Source organism: Aeromicrobium wangtongii (genome assembly GCF_024584515.1).
Classification (GTDB): Bacteria; Actinomycetota; Actinomycetes; order Propionibacteriales; family Nocardioidaceae; genus Aeromicrobium; species Aeromicrobium wangtongii.
The window spans coordinates 2,219,761-2,240,588 of record NZ_CP102173.1 but is presented as its reverse complement, the minus strand read 5'-3'; the positions used below and the strand labels follow the sequence as shown (position 1 = coordinate 2,240,588).

Here is a 20,828-nt window from a genome sequence, read left to right as displayed (position 1 = left end):
GTTACGGGCTGTCGCGATAGCCTCGCGGTCATGGAGACGCTCATCCTGCCGGCGGCATCCCTGGTGGCGGTGAGCCTTCTGCTCGGATGGCTGGCGCAGGCATCGGCCCGTGACGGGCTCGACCGCAACGCCCTCATCGGCATCCGCACCAAGGCGACCATGGCGTCCGACGAGGCCTGGTATGCCGGGCATCGCGCCGCGGTGTCGGCTGTCCGCGCAGCGGCGTGGATCTGCGCAGCGGCGGGACTGGTTGCCGGTGTGCTGGCAATCGTCGGCACCCGCCTCGCGGTCGTGGTGGTCATCGCCGGTTACGCGGCATTGCTGGGTCTGATGACGCTCGCTGCCATCCGTGCCGGGCGGGCCGCGCGGGCCGTTTGAACGGTGGGGCCATGCAGGTTGATGTGGGTCAGTAAACTCCCAGCATCATGGATGACCCTCCCCCTGCCAGAACCTGCTCACCTCTGCCATCGTGCCTGCGCCTGAAGAGGGGAGGTGAGTGCCCATGAACGAGTGGATCATGCTGGGCATCGGCTTGGCCCTGACCGTGGGAACCGGCCTGTTCGTCGCCTCGGAGTTCGCGCTGGTCAACCTGGACCGCAATGAGCTCGAGGCCCGCCAGGAGCGCGGCGAGAAGCGACTCGGCCCGACCATCAGCGCGCTGAAGATCACCTCGACGCACCTGTCGAGCGCGCAGCTCGGCATCACGCTGACGACGCTGCTCACCGGTTACACCTTCGAGCCCGCCGTCAGCTCGCTGCTGCGCGAGCCGCTGGGCGCCGCCGGCCTCCCGGACGGCGCGGTCACCGGAGTCGGTGCGGTCGTCGGCGTCCTGCTGGCGACCCTGTTCTCGATGATCATCGGCGAGCTCGTCCCCAAGAACTTCGCGCTGGCCGTTCCGCTGGCCACGGCCAAGATCGTGGTGCCGTTCCAGATCGTGTTCACGACGGTGCTCAAGCCACTGATCCTGCTGTTCAACAACACCGCCAACGCCGTCATCAGGTCGTTGGGCGTGGAGCCGAAGGAGGAGCTGTCCGGCGCCCGCACGGCCGAGGAGCTCAGCTCACTGGTGCGCCGCTCGGCGATGGCCGGGGTGCTGGACGACGACCACGCGACCCTCCTGGGCCGCACGCTGCGGTTCTCCCACCTGTCCGCCGCCGACGTCCTGACCCCGCGGGTGCGGATGGTCAGCGTGGACGTCGACGCCACCGCCGCCGACGTCATCGCGCTGGCGGGCAGCAGCGGGTACTCCCGGTTCCCGGTGATCGGCAAGGACTCCGATGACGTCCGGGGCATCGTCCACGTCAAGCAGGCCTTTGCCGTTCCGCTGGCCGACCAGGCCACCGTGCCGGTCAGCGAGCTGCTGACCGAGGCGCTGCTGGTGCCGCAGTCGATGGGCGTCGAGTCGCTGCTGGGCGTGCTGCGCTCCCAGAGCTACCAGATCGCGATCGTGCTGGACGAGTTCGGCGGCACCGAGGGCGTCGTCACGCTCGAGGACCTGGTCGAGGAGCTCGTCGGCGAGCTCGAGGACGAGCACGACCGTCTGCGCAGCGAGGTGCGCCGGAGCGGCCGCTCGGTCGTCTTCGACGCGGCGCTGCGGCCCGACGAGGTGCTCGACCGCGCCGGCGTCCGGGTCCCCGAGGGAGATGGCTACGACACCGCTGGTGGTTTCGTCACCGACGTGTTGGACCGGGTCGCCGAGCTGGGCGACGAGGTCAGCACCCAGGACGGAGTCCTGCGGGTCGAGCGGGTCCACGGCGGCCGCATCGAGCGGATCCGGTTCATCCCGGCCGACGCCGATCTGGCGCTGGCCGGGACACACGACCGGATCGTCGATCAGCTGCGTGAGGACCTGTCATGAGTGAGTACCTTCCCGGAGTCATCTGGCTCGTCGTCCTGCTGGCGGGCAATGCCTTCTTCGTCGGCGCCGAGTTCGCCGTCATCTCCGCCCGTCGCTCGCAGATCGAGCCCAAGGCGGAGGCCGGCAGCAAGGCGGCCAAGACCACGCTGTGGGCGATGGAGCACGCCACCTTGATGCTGGCCACCAGCCAGCTGGGCATCACGGTGTGCTCGCTGCTGATCCTGAACGTCTCCGAGCCGGCCATCCACCACCTGCTGGAGATCCCGCTGGGCGTCACGTCGCTGTCCGCCGAGGCGATCGGCGTCATCGCGTTCATCGTGGCGCTCGCGCTGGTGACGTTCCTGCATGTCGTGTTCGGCGAGATGGTGCCCAAGAACCTGTCGTTCTCGGTCCCGGACCGCGCCGCGCTGATCCTGGCGCCGCCGCTGGTCATGGTCTCGAGGTTCTTCAAGCCGGTCATCTGGTCGCTGAACGGTGTGGCGAACGCCGTGCTGCGCCTGTTCAAGGTCGAGCCCAAGGACGAGGCCAGCAGCACGTTCACCCTCGACGAGGTCGCCAACATCGTCGAGCAGTCCACCCGGGAGGGCGTCCTGGACGACACGTCCGGCACCCTGACGGCCGCCTTCGAGTTCAGCGCCAAGAAGGTCTGTGACGTCGAGGTGCCGATGGCCGACATGGTCGTCCTGCCGTTCGGGGCGACCCCCGCTGACGTCCAGCACGCGGTCGCGGAGCACGGGTTCTCCCGCTACGTCGTCGCCGGTGCCGACCAGGCGCCGGTCGGCTACCTGCACCTCAAGGACGTCATGGACCTGACCGAGGGGGACGCCTTCACGGCCCCGGTGCCGGCCAAGCGCATCCGCCGCCTGACCTCGACGTTCCGCGAGGCCGACCTCGAGGATGCGCTGCACCTGATGCGGCGCACCGGGGGTCACGTGGCCAGGTCGCTGGACCAGGACGGTGTCACGACGGGCGTGCTGTTTCTCGAGGACATCATCGAGGAACTCGTGGGGGAGGTGCAGGACGCCGCCAGCATGTGACGGCGCGGGGGAGTGAGGTCAGCCGCGGTAGGGGTCGGCCGAGCCCTCATTGATGCCCTTGCGGATCTTCTTCTCGACCAGGCCGGCGATGCGGTTGGCGACGAACGGCGGTTTCTGGTCGGTCCACCATTCGGCGTCGAACCAGCCGCGCTCGTCCCAGTACTTCGCGTCGACGGGGCCGTCCTCGCGTCCGGAGTCGACCAGGATCTTGGCGACCCGGAAGCCGATCAGGTCTGCTGTCGTCGGCTTCGGTTCCGGCTGGTTCGGTGCGGCCAGGGCGAGGGGCGCGAGCTCGTCCAGCGCGGCGTCGACCTTGGCCCGGTAGCCGGGGCGAGCCAGGCCGGGGCCGTTGGCGCCCAGCTGGCCGACGGTGTGGAATCCCCAGCGCCGCACCGCGCTGCGCAGGTACTCCAGGGCCGCGTCGTGTCCGCCGCCGGCGGCTGACGAGATCAGGACGGCCGGCCGCCCGACGTAGGCGGGGCGGTGGATGAGGTAGGCGAAGTGGTCGATGAACCGCTTCATGCTGGCCGAGACCTGGAAGGAGTGCACCGGCGTCGCGAAGATGACCAGGTCGGCGTCGTCCATCACGCGGCGGGCCGCGGCGGCGCGGTCGAAGTTGGGGCACGCCTGCTCGCCGTCGGTCATGCAGCGCAGGCACGCGGGGCAGCTGGACCCGAGCTCCAGATCGGTCGTCAGCACCGTGTCGACCTCCACCGTGGTGCCGGCCTGCAGCCGATCGAGCAGCTCCGTCACGAGCTGACCGGTGGTCCCCGAATAGCCGTGATCACTGGCCAGCACAACACCTACCCGCAAACCCATGCGCCAAATCTATATGATCTACGGCTCACGCCCGTTGAGCTTGTCGAAGTGCCTACCTCAGCAGATTCACTTCGCCTTGGTCTTCATGCTGACCTGTTTGGAGTACGCCGACTTCTTCCCAGCAGCTGACACGGCGATCACCCGCACGTAGTACCGGGTGTTCTTCTTCAGACGCGTCAGCTTGACCGCCGCCTTGTTGCCAACGGTCTTGGACTTCGCGCCCTTTCCGTTCGCCTTCGTGCCGTAGTAGACGATGAACTTCTTCGCACCGGCCGGCCGCGACCACTTCGGGGTGATGGTCGTCTTCGTGTGCGCCTTCATCTTCACGCCTGACGGCTTGGCCACGAAAGGAGCAGGGGTGGAAGGTGTCCGACGCGGCGGGAGCGGAGTCATGACAAGGGGAGTCGTGACCGGCCACCAACCTGTGGGGTCCGAGGCGACACCCCCGCGAATGGCGACGATGCTGACGTAGTGGGTAATGCCAGGCGACAGCCCAGTGAGCGTGGTGCTGGCGCCACCGGCGACGGTCGTGGTCATGTAATAGCTGCCGTCACTGCGGGTGCTGTACCGGACAACGTAGGATTCGGCGCCCGCAGACGGGTTCCACCTCAGCGAGATCGTCGTCGGGTCGTAGGCCACAACCTCCACGCCAGTGACAGCCGCGGGTGGTGGTGGCGCCTTGTCCACTTCCATCGACGCCGTAGCGGTACGCGTCCGGCCCTTGCCATCACCCGCGACGGGGTCGATCTCGGTTGCTACGACGGTCAGGCCCACATTCCCGTGGACGGTAACCGGGCAGGTGACCGTGGCAGTCATCTGGGTCTCAGACAACGAGCCGGGGTTTCCAACAGTGCACTCGGGTCGGGTGGGCACCCAGTGGAACTGTGCGGGCACCGTGGACGTGACGGTGAATGTCCCCGCCTTGCCGTTGCCAACCTTGCCAGTCGGCGTCTGCAGGAAGGCGACGCTGAACGGGACGGCCGCGAACTGGACAGTGCTGGACCCGGAAGCCTCCACCTGCCCGCTCTTGCCTGTGCCTGTCACAGTGGCGGTGACGGGACCTGAGAAGCCTGCCGGGCACGTGACAGACACCGCGCTGTGGTGTGGGTCCTCGGGGGTCATCTCCGACGAGATCCTGCACCCTCCGCTCTCTGCCTTTGGGTTGAGAGACCAGGAGAAGTTGGTGCGGAACGTGTCCGTTGCGGTCGCGTCGAACACCACCGGAGTCCCAGACATCGCAGTGTTGTGGCTGGACGTGACGGTCACGACGTAGTCGGTGGTTGCCAGGTAGAACAGCTGCGAACTCAAGGTATGCGACCCTACGGTCACAGTCACGGTCAGACGTCGCTCACCATTCTGGATCGGCTTCAGCTTCACTGTGCGCTGGTCGGTGGGACCGACGATGGTCGACTCGTACTCGCGACCGGCCTCGATGTGTTCGTCTTTCCAGGAGTACGTCACCGGGTCGGCAGGGTCGGCGGAGGTGAGGTCCGCCGTGTAGATGTACTCGTTGCCCGTCTTGACGTCCCTCGGGCCCAAAAGGTCGAGCTCGGGTGAGGAGTACTGGGCGATGACGTCAACGTCGGCGTACGCCGTGTAGGACTGACCGTCCGGGGCGGTCGCTGTCACCGACAGTTCGAGCAAACGGCCTGCGGACGCGTCAGGGCACGTAATCGTCAGCACGGGGGTAGCTGCGCCGTCCAGCTGGCACCGGGAGTCGGATGCCGTCCAGCCCCAGCTGAGACCGGTCGCCGCCGACGTGGCACGGATCGTGTAGGGGACGTTCGTCCGCACCTCCGGGCCGCCCGCCACAGCCACCATCGGCGGTGCAGCCCGCTTCACAGTGACGTTCAGCGAGCGGGAACTGGTGGGGTAGTCCGGGTGAGACAGAGCGGCGGTGACCACCACGGTCGTGGTGTCCGGATTGCCGGGAACCGCCCGGGCAGAGCAGTTCAGGGTGCCGCGGATACCGTCCGCGGACGAACCTGCCGGCACCACGGTGCACTTGTCGTTGCTGACAGAGAAGGCTGCGGTGGTCCCAGCGGGCGTCCCAGCAACCAGGAGTGTTGCGTCCTGGCCGGTGGTCACCACCGGAGGGTCCACTGTCAGCGCCGCGGAAGACCACGGGTCTGTACCGAAGGCGACCTTGGTCAGGAACAGCGAGTTAGCCACGTTCCAGTTGTTCGCCAGGTACGTGCCGGAAGCGGGCGCAATGTTGAAGTAGTCGTCCTTGTTGCAGTCGAGCTGCAGCGCGGCGCCGGTCTGCGTGCACACCGAACGCATCGGCATCCCCGACCCGTCGTCGTAACACATCGGGTCGCGCGCGTCGTGGCAGTGCCCGTACAAGGTGGCGTCCGGGGCGGACTGCAGCACACCACCAAGCGTGTGCATGAGCTCGTGCGTGGTGGTGGCCGACGACGCGTTGCTGAACCAGCAGACGGTGTCGATGCGAGCGACCGTGGGGCTGGTGTTACCGCCGCCATTGTTGTAATTCTCTGCTCCGGGACGCACGTCTTGGTAGAAGTTCCCGAGCCCACACGTGCTGCCGCCGATGCGGTTGCCCTCTGCGAACACGATGTACTTGTGCATGTTGTTGGTGTAGCCGGCCTTGTTCAGCGCGTTGGTCAGGGCCGTGTGTCCTGCCGATCCGCCGACGGACAGCACACCAACGGCGACGACGACCTCGTCAATGGTTGGCTGGCAGTTCGGGTCGCTGTACCAGCGGACTCGACGGCTCTCGCCGGGCGCGCTCGACGCGTACGCGAACAGGTCGTCGACCTGCGCGAGCTCGTTGAGGAACGAACCACGCAGGGCCGTCAGGCGCGAAGGGTCGCTCGTCTCGCGGACGTACATGACGCGCACGCGTCGGCCGTCGGTTCCGTCCCCAGCGCACGCCGGAGCCACATGGCCACCGTAGCCCGGGATGACCGACGCGCCGGCGGGGAAGTAGGTGGCCGCTGCCCGGGCCAGGGAGCGCTTGGGGGTCCCGTCCTTGGTGACCGGTTCGCCGTCTACGCCTGCTTTCTTCAGCAGGGACGTGGTGTCCGTCGGGTCGTCCAGGCTGACACCTGGCGGCAGTGAGGGCTCGTTCACGGTGACGAGCTCGGGCGTCCCGGTGGCTGTGCTGACGTGGTCCAGGTCGTCCGCGGACGCCGGCGTGATCGTCAGCACCGGCGCCAGCAGCAGGGTGGGCAGGACGAGGCAGAGCAGCACTCGGGTCTTGGGGGAGAGCACGACGGTGGGAATCCTTCCGGGACTCGTCAGTAGAGGTGCTCGATACCGTGCGCGCCCTACACGTTCATTGCCTATGCATGCCGGATCGGCGTCAGACGCGTGCCCGAAAGCGTCGCCCATCGTTTCATGCCCTTGGGCTCCTCGTCTGCGGAATCGGACATGAGGGCCGATGACCAGGGCCAGGGCGATGAGAGGTTGCCGACGCTGACCCGGGATGGGAATCGCGCCCCGATCGGTTGTTACTGATAGATGACGACGCCGACCGGCGTCGCTGTGTCCACGAAGGGTGTTTCATGTCTGTGCCGGTTTCGATCCTCGACCTTGCAACCGTCGCGCGCGACCAGTCGGTCGCCGAAGCGCTGGCTGGAACCGTCGCCCTGGCGCAGACCGCGGAGCAGACCGGTTACCAGCGGGTCTGGTACGCCGAGCACCACAACATGGCCGCGATCGCGTCGTCGGCGACGTCGGTGCTGATCGCCCACGTGGCCGCGCACACCAGCAGCATCCGGCTCGGCGCCGGGGGAGTGATGCTGCCCAACCACTCGCCGCTGCAGATCGCCGAGCAGTTCGGCACCCTGGAGACCCTGCACCCCGGACGCATCGATCTCGGCCTGGGCCGTGCGCCCGGCACCGACCAGAACACGATGCACGCGCTGCGCCGCAACGCCACGTCGTCGGACACCTTCCCGGAGGACGTCCTGGAGCTGCAGGCGTACCTGCGCGGCGAGTCGCGCATCCCGGACGTCGCCGCCTACCCCGGCACCGGCACCAACGTCCCGCTCTACATCCTCGGCTCCTCGCTGTACGGCGCGGGCCTGGCCGCTGCCCTCGGCCTGCCGTACGCCTTCGCGTCGCACTTCGCCCCGGCCGCCCTGCACGACGCGATCGCGCTGTACCGCCGCGAGTTCAAGCCGTCCGAGCAGCTCGACAAGCCCCACCTGATGGCCGCGTTCAACGTCATCGCCGCCGACGACCAGGCCGACGCCGAGCGCCAGCAGCTCGAGGTCATGCGCACCCGCGTGGCCCTGCTCGTGCGTCCCGGCACCAAGTACACCGACGAACAGGCCGACCAGATCCTCGCCTCGCCCCAGGGCGCGCACCTGCGCGGCATGATGACCTACAGCTCGGCCGGCACGCCCGACACCGTGCTCAAGGAGGTCACGGCGTTCGTCGAGCAGACCGGTATCGACGAGCTCATCGTCGCCCACCAGAGCCCGCGGGCCGAACAGCGGCTGAAGTCGGCTGAGCTGTTCGCTGACGCGTTTATCGGCTGACCCCTCAGCTGATGGCGTTGGCGTCCCAGGACGGCGCTCGAAACTCCTTCAGTTGGCGCAGCAAGTCGGTCGCCGCGGCTTTGTCCACTGGATCGCCTTGTCTCTGAGCGATCCACTCAACGAGCCGCTTTCCGTCAACGAAGCCGATGTCTCTGCTGGTCGCGTTGTCCGGCAGGTCTAGTTGAGAAGGTCCCCACAGGACAACGCCAGGGGTCACGGGCACGGCGTTACGGCTGCCCGATGGCTGCCACGTTCGTTTCCAAGCAACGTCCGCGCCACTGCTTCTGCTCGCATCTTGACCTTCTCCGCAGAGCGGACCATGCCTGACGGGTCGGTCACCGATTCAGTCCGCCATTTCGAGTCCAACACGACGAGGCCACCATCACGCGTCACGATCAAGTGGTCGATATCGCCGGTGCCGATGTTCACGCTGTCGATCGACCCCCACACCAGGCCTTTGCGCTTGGCACGTTGTAGCTCGCCTCGAGTGTTCTCCTCGCCCCAAGCCCTCCGCAGGTGCCAGATGGCCTCACGATTGCTCGCCACAAATGATGTGTGCACGAGGTGCGCGATGCTCGCAATGAGGCCCGCACGAATGAGGCCGAGGAGGTAGGCCCTCTCGGGTAAATGCCAGAACGCGGTGAATATGTCAGTTTCCGCCACCAACACGACGACGGTTACGACGCACACGGCCGCCAAAAACTTGCGGTGGTGTGCTGCCCATCGTCGAAACAAGGCACGCAGCACGCGCCGTGAATACGGCTGATACTTCGCCACCCGGCACTCCTTCCGCCGAATTGGCGGGCTCATTCAGGCAGTCGGGCGGTGCGGCCGCGGCACATTGAGGCATCAGCCGCGTTCGCGAACTAGCAGTCGGTGACCTGTTGGGGTTCCCACGGCGTTATTATCGCTGAACTTGCAGTGCGCCGGGGCGCGTCGCTCTAGCCTGTGCGGTGTGCCCGCACGGCGCGAACCACCGATTGCAAGAGGGCCCAGAGCATGACGGATGTACCAGTGCAGGTGTGGACCGGCTCGAAGACTCGAAGCGACTCGGCATGGCAGCTCGCTCGCTACGAAGACAGATTCGGAGCTTCCTGGGCCGGCAACCAAGTGATGCTCGTAGGTCGCGACGCCCTCGCTATCTCAGTGCGCCGCCGCTGGTTTCGGCGAGTCCTAGAGCTACCGCACCACGGGACGCCGGTGCGTCTGCCCGGCGTCCCGCGGGCCGTGGCGATTTCCCTGAGTGCGGCAATTCGCGAGCACGAGACTCGATTAAAGGTCGCTCAGGTCCTGGCGGTGCTTGTGCGTTGGTCCCAGCGAGTGCACCACGTGGTCGAGCAGGCACTTGACGCGGGTCGGTGGATCTCCGAAGAGACCATCAGCTCTCTAATGAGCGAAGGCCCTGCGATTGATAAAGCCACCGGGGCCTTGCTTCGTAGTGATCCTGTCCTCGCTGTGCTGTCGGACGTAGAGCGCGACGCGGTGGATCTTCTGGGGACAGATTTCCGCGAGTGGATCCGCCTGTGCAACGAGCAGATCGTCGCTAACGAGCTGGTGCTTCGGCGCGACTTCTTCGACTCCATCGAATCGTCGCCATTGACCGAGGAGCAGGCCCGAGCCGTGATCTGCTTCGACAATCGCGTCAACGTGGTCGCGGCAGCAGGCTCGGGCAAGACCTCGGTCATGGTGGCTCGGGCTGCCTACGCCATCGAGCGGGGATTCGTGCAGCCCGAACGGATCTTGCTGCTGGCCTTCAACAAGGCGGCTGCCAAAGAGCTGCAGGAGCGGGTCACCACGAGGCTCGGCGCGTCAGGCATCCCGGCGGAGGGTGTCAAAGCGGCGACCTTCCATTCGTTCGGTCTCACCGTGATCGGCGCCGCCACAGGCCGCAAGCCGAGACTGGCCTCCTGGTTGGATGCGGGAGAGGACACCCGCATGATCATGACGATCGTCGATGAGCTGCGAGACCGCTCCTGGGACTTTCGGTTCAAGTGGGACGTCTTCCGGCTTCTTTATGCCCGCGTGGACGTCGATCCGGAGCACGAGGTCGAGCCGGACGCGTGGGACAAGACCGAGCGACGTACGGGGCTGCGGACGTTCAATGGCGAAGTGGTCAAGTCGCAGGGGGAGCGCCTCATTGCGGACTGGCTCTATCTGAACGGCATCAACTACCAGTACGAACGACCGTACGAACGCGATGTGGCAACGGCGGACTACTCCGAGTACAGACCAGACTTCTACTACCCCGATGTAGGCGCGTGGCACGAGCACTGGGCCATCGGATTCGACGGCAAACCCCCGGCCGATTTCGAAGGCTACGAGGAGTCGATGAGGTGGAAGAAGAGCCTGCACGCCGCGAATGGCAGCACCCTCATCGAGACGACGTGGGCCGACATCATTTCCCTGAAGGGGTTCGATTCGTTGGCCGCTCGGCTCAAGTCCGTCGGGCTGACCCTCGACTGGAATCCTGATCGGCCCATTCCCGGCGAGCAGCCGGTCAGGCACGAAGAACTCGCGCGACTCATGCGGACGTTCATGGCGCACGTGAAGTCGAACTCGCTCGATCGAGACGGAATCCAGGAGCGCCTCAGGGGCGAACCGAAGCACGTCCAAAGCCACCGGACCCACTTGTTTCTGGACATCTACTGGGCCATTCACGACGAGTGGCAAGACCGCCTGCTGCAGGACGGCTCGGTGGACTTCGAGGACATGCTGGTGGCGGCAGCGCAGCACATTGAACGCGGCGACACCTCGCCATCGTTCGACCTCGTTCTCGTCGACGAGTTCCAGGATGCCAGCCAAGCTCGAGCTCGTCTTGTCGCGGGAGTCGTGAAGCCGGCCGGCCGGTACCTGCTGGCCGTCGGCGACGACTGGCAGGCAATCAACCGGTTCGCCGGTGCAGACATCTCGGTGATGACGGAATTCGAGCGATGGTTCGGACGAGGACACACCTTGCGTCTACAGACGACATTCAGATGCACGCAGCGAATATGCGATGTGTCCAGCGCCTTCGTGTCGAAGAATCCTCGGCAGATCGCAAAGCGCGTCGTGTCAGTACACGGGGGAGGTGACCCGGTTCTTTTGACCTATGCCTCGTCGGAGAGTGGAGTGGGCGCGGCGATCGAGACATGGCTCCAATCGCTGGCCCGTCGGATGTCCTCGGGCGAGGTGAGCGGCGACCCTGTCACGGTCTACGTCCTCGGCCGCTACTGGTTCGACACCGACCTCATGCCGAAGTGGTCTCATGCGAGCATCACCGTGACTTTCCGGACGGTTCACGGGTCAAAGGGGTTGGAGGCCGATTACGTCATCGTGCCCAACCTGGGACGCGGCAGATACGGCTTCCCGAGCCAGATCGCCGATGACCCGATCCTTGGCCTGGCCATGGGGGGGCCGGACCAGTACGAGCACGCGGAGGAACGACGACTGTTCTACGTCGCCTTGACCCGTGCGCGGCGGCAGGTGGTGCTGATCGGTGTGCCCGGGGCGGAGTCGCCGTTCCTCACCGAGCTTCTCGCCGACGACCTCGTGACCGTCAATCCCAACGGGTACCGCCCACCAGTCGTTTGCCCGCGCTGCGGCAAGGGCACGATGGTTGGTCGCTCTGGGCCGCACGGCCGGTTCCTCGGGTGCACCGAGTTTCCGCGGTGCCGTCATACGGCCGCTCTCGCGGATGGCCCCAGGTGACCATGCCCACATCGCTTGCAGCACGCGGCATTCCAGGCACTTTTCTCGCGCGGCACGTGTTTGGCGCAAGGCGCACGGATGCTCGCCTAGACTCGTCGAAGCGTTCAGCAGGCACTGAGACGCGAGTCATTGCACAACACATTCGGTCAATCCGCGAGGCTGTCCGAGGCGAGGAATAAGGTTCGAACATGAGCTCGAAAGAACCATCCTTCACCTTTATCGACCTCTTTGCGGGCATCGGAGGCTTCCACGCTGCGCTCAGCGCGCTTGGAGGCAAGTGCGTCTATGCGTCAGAGATTGACGAGGCGGCCGCCAAGATCTACCAGCACAACTGGAACATGGAAGTGCACGGCGACATTGTGCCGGAGACCGATCCAGTTGTGAAGGTGCCGAAGCACGACGTGTTGGCGGCTGGCTTCCCGTGCCAGCCGTTCTCCAAGTCTGGTTTCCAGCGGGGGATGGACGAGGCGCGCGGCACCCTGTTCTACAACATCTGCAAGATCCTCGAGGAGCACCGACCTTCGTTGGTCTTGCTGGAGAACGTCCGTAACATCGCCGGTCCTCGTCACGCGCACGAGTGGGAGGTGATCATCCGGAGCCTGCGCGAGCTTGGCTACCAGGTGTCATCGACCCCGGCTGTTTTTTCGCCGCACTTGCTTCCGCCTGACATGGGGGGCCGTCCGCAGATCCGCGAGCGCGTCTTCATCGTCGGCACATACGTCGGGGACGAGACCGCGTACGACGAGGTCGAGCCCATCGTGACCAACCGGCCGCTGGCGGGTTGGGACCCGCAGCAGTGGTCGCTCAAGGACGAGATCTTGGAGCGCGAGGACGAGATTGTCGAACGCGCCAATTACGAGCTCACCGAGACTGAGCAGCATTGGGTGCGCGTGTGGTCTGAATTTGTTCGGCGACTGCGCGAACTGGGCGTGCCGAAGCTTCCGGGTTTCCCGATCTGGGTAGACGAGTTCGTGCACGAGGACGATCTCTTCATCCCCGAGGGCACACCGGGGTGGAAGGCCAACTTCCTCCGCAAGAACTCCGAGTTCTACACGCAGTACCGGGCTGTCCTGGACCCGTGGCTCGACGAGTTCAATGGGCTCGCAGACATGCCGCCTTCGCGCCGGAAGTTTGAGTGGCAGGCTCAGGACGCGCAGTCGCTCGAGGAGTGCATCATGCACTTCCGCCCGTCGGGGATTCGTGTGAAGCGTCCGACCTACGTGCCTGCGCTCGTTGCGATCACGCAGACCACCATTTTGGGCTCGCCTCTACGTCGACTGACCCCGCGTGAAGCCGCCCGCCTTCAGGGTCTTCCCGACTCCTATGAGTTCCCGGGACAGCCCGACGCGCTGACCTACAAGCAGATGGGCAACGGTGTCAACGTCGGCGTGGCATACCACGTGCTGCGCTCGCAGATGGCCCGCTCCGGGGAGCGCTGGGAGGCGCTCGCAGCGTCCACTCCCGTCAACGCAGACGAGGCACTGCAGGAGATCACGAAGGCCGTCGTCTAGCCTCGACAACCTGCTGGATCCGGACGGCCGCTTCTTCGGCCGGCTCGTGCTCCCACACGCGAACAACTTGCCAGCCGTGTTCGGCCAGCAGCCGGTTCGTGTCTTCGTCTCTGTCCTTGTTCCGTTGGATCTTCCAGTCCCACCACTCCCGATTGGTCGCTGGGCGGGTCCCATGGGCGGGGCATCCGTGCCAGAAGCAGCCGTCGACGAACACGGCGACCTCCACTTTGGTGAAAGCGATGTCCATTCGGCGCCTTTTGTTTCCTGGCACGACGACCTGAACGCGGTAGCGCATGCCCCGACTATGAAGTTCTGACCGCAGTGCGAGCTCGGGCCGAGTGTCTTGGCGCGCCAGCGTAGACATCTTGGCAGTGAGGTGCCCCCCAGGACTGACGCGCTCTGGCTCGAGGTTCATGGTCGCACTCGTTCCCTCCGACTATCCTGCCAGGCGTATGACCATCCGGGGCCCCTCATTGCGCTCTGTTGCAAGGGCGGACGAGTACACGAGAAGTTGTCGACATTCGCTTGTTGAATCGGCCTTGCGCCTGAGGTGTGCCATTGTTGTCGCTCTTCAAAAAAGTAGTCCAGTAGCGCTCTTTGAAAGGTAGGCACGGTGGTTGGTTCTAGTGCTACGTGTTCTCGGCTCGCGCTTAGGGCAATGCCGGACCCTTGCGCCCTGGATCAAGCACTACAGCATTGGTCGCACCCACAGCGCGCTCGGAGGATTCCCACTATTCAGTCGGCTGGCGCGGGATGGCCGAGCACATCTAGTCGTCGGCCGGTGCGTGAGCGAGTTGTTTCTGCGCTCAGTCTCGAACAAACGTTCAGCGCTCTTCGTCGCGGGTTCCACCCTCCGCGGGCACCTGAGCCGATCGCTGCCAAGTGCTGGCCCCGGCCCTGATACTAATAGAGGCCATGGGATCCGAGAGCGTCGACCAAATTGGGCCTGATGGCACTCTGATGCAGGACATCGACACGACCCTGACACCAAGTCGCAAGCGCGAGTTGCTGTTTGGCGCCTTGCCTGCCGCCCGGATCGAGCCGTATGCCGGTCGCTCGGTCGTGCGCTTCCAGGACCAGGTCATCCTGGTGAAGCAGGTCACACATCTCGGCCGGCCGTGGGAGGCATTCAAGAAGCGAATTCAGATCCCGCGTTACTGGCTCGACATCGAGGAGCGGGGGCGTGCAGACGGCCTAACTGTCCGGTTCATTGGCGTCTACAACTACGCCGAAACGACGATCTTCGTGGATTTCGACCCGTCCACCTACGTCAAGCGCAAGGCCAACAACTCGGCCGCCCATGTCGCGACGAATGACCTCTTCCAGGGTCAGACACTCGGACAGTTCTCCCGCAAGGACAAGAACGGCAATCGCCTGACCAGCGTGAGGGCCGACCAGTTCGAGGCCTACCTGACTCACGGCTATAAGGAGAAGAACCCCCACATCGAAGTATTCGATCGCTTTAGCCGCGCGTTCCTGGATGGGGCGAGGATCGACGGCCTGACTGCCGTGCAAGAAATGCACGCTGCCAACTGGCCAGACAAGTTCCAGAACGAATGGGCGGGCTTCTACGTAGAGTTCCGTTTGAGCCGGTACCTCGAGCACAACCGCCTCGGCCACCTCGTCGAGGTTCAGAAAAAGAAGCGGCAAGGCGATTTCGATTACGATCTTCGCTTCCTCGACCACGGCGTGATGCAGCACTACGGCGACCTCAAGGCTTCTAACATTGCCGTAAACGACTCGCCTGGAAATGACGCGACCGACTTCTTCCGGTGTCTCGCGGAGACGGGCCGCTTCTGGTACGTGATTTATGAGCACGAGACGTGGCACGGACGCGATAACGACAACGTGTCGACGATCGCTTGGAACGACTGGCGGAGGTCGGTCGGGCATGTCGGACGCAGTCCGACGTATGACCCGCTCTCGTACGCGGGGCGGTTCAAGGAGGCCGTGCGATTCGTTCGCGTGAAGATCCTGGAGGTGAATCAAGCGAACGCCCCCGTTGTCCTCGGGGACTTCCAGAAGGACTTCAAGCAGCCAGACGGCAAGTCTCGCAATGGCAAGGTCATGATCAGGAAGAAGGACATCGACAACTTTCTGATATATACCAGGTCGATCGAAGTGCCCGCCTGCGCCTAGCGCCTGTGGTCGCAAGACTCAGTTCGCCATGCACACGTCCGACACGTCGCCGCGGCTAAATCCCGGCGCCGTCAGCCCCTCAAGCCCGCAGTTCCCGGAAAACCCGCTCTGGGAATGCCGCTGCTATGCGGCAATCCACGACATTGGCGATCCGCCCGTGACTGGTCATTGAAGCCACGAACACCCCCCGAGGCGTCGTGGCAGACACCGTGTCTGGTCGCCACAGAGGGTATCCAAGGCCGACTACCCGTTGGCCATGAGCTACGAACGGCACTCCTGCTTCCTCGCCGACTTCGATGGGCCCCAGCGCGTCACTGAATGCACCAGCGAATCGCTCAACTGCGCGGCGACCGACTGGAGCCCAACGGTCAGTAGTCGCTCGGCGGCCGAGAGCGAGTTCCGCGATGTCCAGGGCAAGTCGCCAGTCCAACATAGGATGTAGATGGCGATTGTCATATGAACGAAGGCAATCGGGGCATGACGAATCGCACCCGTCGTGGGACGCGGCGGACCAGATGGAACCGAGATCGTCTGCGATACGAGCGATGACTCGCTCAAGGCGATCGCCCCGGCCCAGTTCCGAGGCGTAGCCCGCCCCATTCTCGAGGAGGTCAGCCACGTAGATGCCCGCAGTGACCACACCACCCGCTCGGCGTGGCTGAAGTCCGACGGTGAGTTCGCTAGGGTCGACATCAAGTTCTGCTTGCACTCCCCGACGCAGAGCCTCAGCGAACGAGTAGAGCGCCGCGCGTCCGCTGGTCGACTGCCGCTCGAGGATCGGCACTACGCCGTCCTCAAGGTCGAGACGTGCTGGGACGATCATCAGCGCATCAGTCACGCGTATGTCGCCGATGCCGAAGCCACCCGTTTGGGTTGGATCGTCTCGGACGACGTGGCTGCCGTCAGGCTGGCGCTCAGTCTGGAAGAGGCGACCACCGTTGGTGTTGATAGTCAGCAACTTGCCCTGGTCCAGTACCCACGTGTCCATCGCGGCTATCGGTCTAGGCGAGGCGGGCTCTTCCGCCCAGCCGAGTACCGGCCGAGAGGCGGTGCTCGACACCTCATCGTCGGCTCGTCGATCGTCCCGCTGCGCTTCCGTGCGAAAGCCAAGAGGCTGGTGCATGGTGGTTTGCTCGAGCACTGCGCCGCAGACGGGGCAAATGGAGGTAGGCCCGACGTCAGAACCGGCCACTGAGTAGGTGCATTGCTGGCATCGCCGAATGAACGTAGATGGACCTAGGGGATTGGCGGCGCTCGGGCCGTTGCGCGAGTAGGAAGCGAACCCGTTGGCGGTGTAGACCCAACCGTCCTTTGTCACACGCGATCCGGGCGAAAAAAGCGACACGGCTTGTCCGAGTGAACGGTCCGAGATCTGCTCCGAGCCTCGGCCGGCGCCGGGAACGTAATGGAGAGTCCGAACGCGTGTCGGGAACCCGAACATCGGGAGTAGCCCCGCGTTCGCGAGCCGCTCGGAGAGATCAGCCTGCGTCAGCAGCGGATCGCCGTAGGCAGCGTCGATCTCGGTGACGAGCTTGGTCCTGATCCAGTCGCTGATCGCGATGACATCCTGTGCCGACACTCCCGTATAGGCAGCCAACCTTCTAACTACGGTTGCGACAACTGGTGACGTTGCGAGATACGACGCCACCTCATCTCGGTTCCTCGTCCAGTCATGAACGTGGCCGAAGGACCCGTGAACGGAGGAGCGTCCAGTCGGGGGAGATGTCAACGCTCCGAAAGCCCGCCGAAGCACCTCTGCCGTCGCCACCCGGCGTAGAATGAGCGGGCGACTGGTGTCCAGGAAGGGCTGTGGCGGAACGTCTCCGGTCATCCGCTGCGACTCAACGAAGTAGTAGTCGTCGTGGGACCGGTCTCGACACAGGGTCAGCGCGTAGGAGAAGGGCTGGTTCGAGCGTCCGGCGCGCCCAACCCGCTGCTGATAGTTGAATCGTTGCGGGGGCATGTTGGCCATCACCGTCGAGTTCAGACTGCCAATGTCGATTCCGACCTCCATGGTGGTCGTCACGCTGAGGACATCCAATGGAGTAGTGCGCCCGTTCTCCCGTGGGTTTGGAAGCAGGGCGCCGCGGAACCGTCGTTGTCGGGCCCGAGCCTCGGATGCGGGACTCGTCTGCCCCGTCAGCTCGGCTACGGCCAATCGGTTTGGTTCGAGGTGACTTAGCCGAACGTAGTAGTCCGACTCGGCAAGGACGTCATGTTCGACGAGCTCGAGTTTCCCCTCGCACGACTCCCGGATGCACGTGCTAGCCGACTCGTGCAGGTGGCGAGTGGAGCAGGTTGAGCAGACCCACACATGGCTCCCATGTCGACGAAGGATGACGGGAAGGTCTCCCTTCTCGAGGCCGAGCGAGCATCCGTCCATCGCGGGAAGAAGATGTGAGGTGACTCGCGCAACCAATTCGTCATGGTCAAGGGAGTTCGCCCCGGCAGCACGACGCAGGAAGTCGGTGACCCGCCGGGGCATGCTTGCTGCATCGGAGGAATGACCTGGAGTCCACCGGTTCGCACGTCCGTACAGCCGAATGGTCGATGCCAACACGGCGTCGAACAGGTCGTCACCGGTCGGGCGGGGAGCAACGTGTGCCACGAGAGTGCTCTCGATGTCGCGACCTCGGCCACCTAGAAGCGCATCACCGAGCGCCATGGTCAAGTATCGGCGGAATCGCAGTTGGTACTGGTCGCGTGTTGGTCCAGGCGGAAGTGGTGTCCACTCGCCAGGGAGCGGGGGATCAAACGCGCGATACCAAGGCTCGCCGTCATCGAGTTTCATCAGCGCAGCGCGCTGACCGCCGGGTGGCACACCTAGCGCAACGAGCTCCCCGGTCAGACTGGCGATGAGGTCTGGCAGCGAAACACGGCGGAGGGCGGTGTTCTCAGCTTCGAAAGAGCCGATGATGACCCTTGCAGCATCGTCTGCTGCACCTGCTGCTGAGAGCATGTACGCGCGCATCGCATCGGGAAACTCTTGTCCCAACGCGCTCCAGCGGACGAGGTCGCTTGAGGTGAGGGCTCCCGGCTTAGGTCCGTCTCGAAGGATTCGCACGATGTCGTTCTCGGCATTGAAACTCTTCTGGACGAGTTGTCTCAACAGATCAGCGAAGCCGTTCTGCGCGAGTCCGACGGCAGCCTCGGCCGCATCGTCGCGGCTATCAGTGAAGACGATTGTCTTCTCCGGGCGACCGTCTGATGCGACTGCTCGTGTGGTCTCCGAGACAAGCAGTTGGGCAGCCTGATTGGTGCCTTGGGTATGCGCTCGGATTGGTGAGCGTACGGCTCCTTGGCGAAAGCGTTGCTGGACATTGTGGTGGCCGCACGAGGGGCACCGAGATGGGAGTGCAGGCGGCGACCAGTCTCCAGCGCCGGAGTGCACGAGCATCACCCCCGTGGCTTCGGCAGCGGGAGCGGTCCGGACGTACCCGAGCTTCGGGCTCAGTTCCGCTCCGACGAAACTGAATTTGACTTCGGTACCGGGCCCGCGATGATTCCAAGTCGCGGATGTTGGCAGGGCGCCTGGGCGGTACCAGAGGTACCTGTTTGACGGGCGTCGAAATATGACTTTGTCGCTGTCGATGCCTTCACTGCTAGGAGTAGATGCGATGAATGTGCCCCCGTCTTCCTCGCCGACGACCCAGCCGCCGAGGCTGACGTCGCCACAGTGGTCGCAGTAGAGCAGTTCAAGCACACGGGCACCGCATTCGCAGAACCCGGCTGGCCTGGAGTGGAGTTTTCCGACTGCACGATTGTCGCCAGACGCTTGGGGACATTGGGGATCAACACACGCCCACAGCCCGCGCATGGTCCGAACCATCATGTGGCTGCGGAATGGGATCTGCCCCTCGGAGGGAGCGGAGCCCAGGCGGTCAAGGACTTGGGCGAGAAGACCCTGGTCGCCGTCGTCGAGCAAGCGACTTGCAACCTCGCGAAGGGGTGTGGCGCGAAAACCACCCGTGGGGTCGCCGTCGTGGCATGCAGCGGCGATCGCCTCGTCGATGCACGTAAGGTCGCCATTCTCGAGCTTCGCCTTGATGTCGCTAGCACTGAGGGGCAGGTCTGCTGAGACGCTGCGAGGGTGGCCGGGCACCGTCACGAAGGCATCCCGGCTAGTTCCGAAGAACCGCTCTAGGTATTCGGCACGATCGTTGTCAAGAGATGCACTGGTGGCGATGATCTTCAACTGGCGCGAGTCTGGTTCGAGGCCGAGCCGATCGCATAGAGCCCGCACGATCATCGAGACTTCGGCGCCCTGCGTCCCGCGGTAGAGATGCAACTCGTCAACGACGAGAGTGATGGAACGGGTTCGGTCGGCGCGCAACCAGTCGCGGGTCGTCGAAAAGATCGGCTGCTCGAGGTCGCGCATGAGCATGACGTTCAGCATCGAGTAGTTGGTTATGAGGATGTCCGGCGGCGTCTGGATCATGTCCCACCGGGTTACGAGCTCATTCTCACGCGGATCGCTCATCAGCGACGTCAGATCCTCACCGAGGTTCTTCAGGTCTTCGATCTCGGAGACCATCGTTTGAACCGCGGACACGACGTGGCCAAGAGCTCGATGCCGCCCGTGTACGGGCATTGCAGTGCCACCCAGCGTCGCGCCCGTGTAACGACCAAACCACAGACTCGGTCCGCCGAGACTCACGATCCGCCGCAATGTCCTGCGAAGCCGGGAGACCTGGTCCTCGACCAGGGCGTTCATCGGATAGAGGACGATCGTGCGGACAGCCGCGTCGCGCTCTTCGATCCGGGTCGGTGACCAGCGTTCGGGCTGCGCGTCCCACCATGCGTTCGTCCGACTCGCCCCGTTCCAGGAGCGGGCCTCGAGCATTAGCCGCGCGAGCACCGGGAGCATGAAACTCTCTGTCTTGCCGGATCCAGTGCCCGACGTGACGACCGGATACTTGTCAGCCATGGACAGGGTCAGAGCATCCGCCTGATGCTCGCGGAGCAGCATGTCACGCCCGGCCCAGTCGCCAAAGACACCCTTCAGCAGGATGTCGGTCTCAGCCTCGTCAAGGCCGACAGAACGGCATACATCGAGTGCAGGACGAACGTTTGGGTAGGGCAGTACAGGCTCAATGAGTGGGTCCTGAAAGAGCATTCCAGGTTCGGAGAGCAGCGCGCGACGCTCTGCCGCCAGGTCTCGGTCACGAAGCCAGTAGGCCGTGTCGATGTATGAGAGCACGGCCTCCTCAATGGCGGTGGCCACGCTTGCAGGTGCCGGCATGCCGGATCGTGATGGCACTGATGTTGT

12 protein-coding genes are annotated in these 20,828 nt (G+C 64.6%); 7 read left to right on the top strand and 5 right to left on the bottom strand.

Features of this window, described 5'->3' with window-relative positions; translation table 11 throughout:
- Positions 1-30 precede the first annotated feature (30 nt).
- From NQV15_RS10990 to NQV15_RS10980, 3 genes are all read left to right on the top strand, one after another.
- A complete protein-coding gene (locus NQV15_RS10990; RefSeq protein WP_232399899.1) occupies positions 31-378 on the top strand; it encodes an SdpI family protein in 348 nt (115 codons plus the stop codon).
- A 124-nt stretch (positions 379-502) separates the two neighbouring features.
- Positions 503-1,858, top strand: a complete 1,356-nt coding sequence (locus NQV15_RS10985) for a hemolysin family protein (protein ID WP_232399898.1) — start codon at positions 503-505, stop codon at positions 1,856-1,858.
- Positions 1,855-2,895, top strand: coding sequence for a hemolysin family protein (locus NQV15_RS10980; protein WP_232399897.1), 1,041 nt, complete (start codon positions 1,855-1,857; stop codon positions 2,893-2,895). The genes NQV15_RS10985 and NQV15_RS10980 overlap by 4 nt, the downstream gene beginning before the upstream one ends.
- A gap of 18 nt (positions 2,896-2,913) precedes the next feature.
- Here the strand turns inward: NQV15_RS10980 and NQV15_RS10975 are convergent, their stop codons facing one another.
- Both NQV15_RS10975 and NQV15_RS10970 read right to left on the bottom strand, forming a co-directional pair.
- Positions 2,914-3,714 carry a flavodoxin family protein gene (locus tag NQV15_RS10975; protein ID WP_232399896.1) on the bottom strand — a complete coding sequence of 267 codons (801 nt, stop codon included), beginning with the start codon at positions 3,712-3,714 and terminating at the stop codon, positions 2,914-2,916.
- Between the two features lie 66 nt (positions 3,715-3,780).
- Positions 3,781-6,948 carry a fibronectin type III domain-containing protein gene (locus tag NQV15_RS10970; protein WP_232399895.1) on the bottom strand — a complete coding sequence of 1,056 codons (3,168 nt, stop codon included), beginning with the start codon at positions 6,946-6,948 and terminating at the stop codon, positions 3,781-3,783.
- Positions 6,949-7,241: 293 nt separating this feature from the next.
- Here NQV15_RS10970 and NQV15_RS10965 point away from each other — a divergent pair, with 293 nt between their 5' ends.
- Complete coding sequence (locus NQV15_RS10965; protein WP_232399894.1) at positions 7,242-8,222, top strand: LLM class flavin-dependent oxidoreductase; 981 nt, start codon at positions 7,242-7,244, stop codon at positions 8,220-8,222.
- 213 nt (positions 8,223-8,435) lie between these two features.
- Here NQV15_RS10965 and NQV15_RS10960 read toward each other — a convergent pair whose 3' ends face one another.
- On the bottom strand, positions 8,436-8,999 hold the full coding sequence (locus NQV15_RS10960) for an NERD domain-containing protein (RefSeq protein ID WP_232399893.1): 564 nt from the start codon (positions 8,997-8,999) through the stop codon (positions 8,436-8,438).
- A 552-nt stretch (positions 9,000-9,551) separates the two neighbouring features.
- Here NQV15_RS10960 and NQV15_RS10955 point away from each other — a divergent pair.
- A complete protein-coding gene (locus NQV15_RS10955) occupies positions 9,552-11,909 on the top strand; it encodes a UvrD-helicase domain-containing protein (RefSeq protein WP_232399892.1) in 2,358 nt (785 codons plus the stop codon).
- Between the two features lie 188 nt (positions 11,910-12,097).
- A complete protein-coding gene (locus tag NQV15_RS10950; RefSeq protein WP_232399891.1) occupies positions 12,098-13,420 on the top strand; it encodes a DNA cytosine methyltransferase in 1,323 nt (440 codons plus the stop codon).
- Here NQV15_RS10950 and NQV15_RS10945 read toward each other — a convergent pair.
- On the bottom strand, positions 13,401-13,784 hold the full coding sequence (locus NQV15_RS10945; RefSeq protein WP_232399987.1) for a very short patch repair endonuclease: 384 nt from the start codon (positions 13,782-13,784) through the stop codon (positions 13,401-13,403). The genes NQV15_RS10950 and NQV15_RS10945 overlap by 20 nt on opposite strands.
- 596 nt (positions 13,785-14,380) lie before the next feature.
- On the opposite strand from NQV15_RS10945, the gene NQV15_RS10940 reads away from it, so the two are divergent.
- The gene (locus NQV15_RS10940) at positions 14,381-15,559 is read left to right on the top strand and encodes a hypothetical protein (protein ID WP_232399890.1); all 1,179 of its coding nucleotides are present in this window, start codon (positions 14,381-14,383) and stop codon (positions 15,557-15,559) included.
- A gap of 79 nt (positions 15,560-15,638) precedes the next feature.
- On the opposite strand, the gene NQV15_RS10935 is transcribed toward NQV15_RS10940, so the two are convergent.
- Positions 15,639-20,801 carry a DEAD/DEAH box helicase gene (locus NQV15_RS10935; protein ID WP_232399889.1) on the bottom strand — a complete coding sequence of 1,721 codons (5,163 nt, stop codon included), beginning with the start codon at positions 20,799-20,801 and terminating at the stop codon, positions 15,639-15,641.
- Positions 20,802-20,828: the final 27 nt, after the last annotated feature.